Here is a 1,135-nt window from a genome sequence, read left to right as displayed (position 1 = left end):
ATACTTTTCTATATTTTTAATGTTTTTAATGTTTTAATTAGATGCTGGCACCTCTAAAATATAGTCTCCATTAAGTTTTAGGCCATCTAACTTAGGATACTGATTTGATCTTATTATTATTATTCCCTACCCAAAAACTCCCATGATTTTCCCCTTTCTTTTTAAATTATTATGTATATCTTTATTTATGTAGGTACCTTAACATATTATCATTTTCATTGGAATGAATATTCTGAAAGTTATTTATCAACCACACTCGAAGAAGGAATTTTATTGTTATTTTGTGGAATTATGATAATCATAGATAGAAACGAGGAGGATGGGGTAGCTATGAGCACACCTGTAGTAACTAAAGAACAAATTAAAAATTCGTTAGATATTTGGTTTCAATTTATGTTAAACCAAGATTTTGTGCAATCAAAAACATTAAAAGAAGAAATCGAATCGAAAATAAGTCATATCGAAGAAGATCAACAAATATTATTTTATTATTCATTATTAGATTTTAGATATAAAGTATTAAGCGATAGTATGAATATTTCACATGATGAATTTGTTAAAATTGACTCAATTGTTTCGTTAAGATTGTAAAGAAGTGTACTTAAGCCAACGTGGCAGTTTAGTTGAAAAAAATATTATAATATTATTAAAATTTAAGAAATGAATGAATTTACTTTTAGCAAAGTTTTGCAGTTAGCTATATAAAAAGCCACAAGAGCACTAAATTCTTGTGGCTTCACTTTTACTATTCATGTTAAAAGTCTAAATCTTTTTCATTACCATCATAATCTACTAGTAATGATCCTTCGTCTAAGGTATCCATTAACCATTCCGCCAAGCCATTCCATGATCTAGAAACGCTGTGAATCTCCCTATCCCATTGTATTACAGTTGCATCGTATCCATTGCTTGATTCTAAGTCTATACAAATCGAGTCACCATAGTTTAAATCTGCGATGATTAAATACGTGTCTGGCATCTTTGTCGGTCTTCGTTCTTTTTTAAACGAATCATTTAGATAGGAGCCACCACGCTGTTTTTGGCCCCGAGCAGCTGTATGAATTTCTGACAGGACCGTTCCAGGTATAAATAATTCTCCACCATTACACACTTGGAGAAAATCTTTATATATATC

2 protein-coding genes are annotated in these 1,135 nt (G+C 30.2%); one reads left to right on the top strand and one right to left on the bottom strand.

The window, feature by feature from the left end; translation table 11 throughout:
* Positions 1-330: 330 nt before the first annotated feature.
* A complete protein-coding gene (locus tag AC1DTM_RS27725) occupies positions 331-591 on the top strand; it encodes a response regulator aspartate phosphatase (RefSeq protein ID WP_016104703.1) in 261 nt (86 codons plus the stop codon).
* 163 nt (positions 592-754) lie between these two features.
* Here the strand turns inward: AC1DTM_RS27725 and AC1DTM_RS27720 are convergent.
* Positions 755-1,135: SMI1/KNR4 family protein (locus AC1DTM_RS27720; protein ID WP_477001402.1), on the bottom strand; the 381-nt coding region annotated here is incomplete at its 5' end.

The organism is Bacillus sp. P4_D3, assembly GCF_056401855.1.
This window is presented reverse-complemented; position numbering and strand designations above follow the sequence as displayed.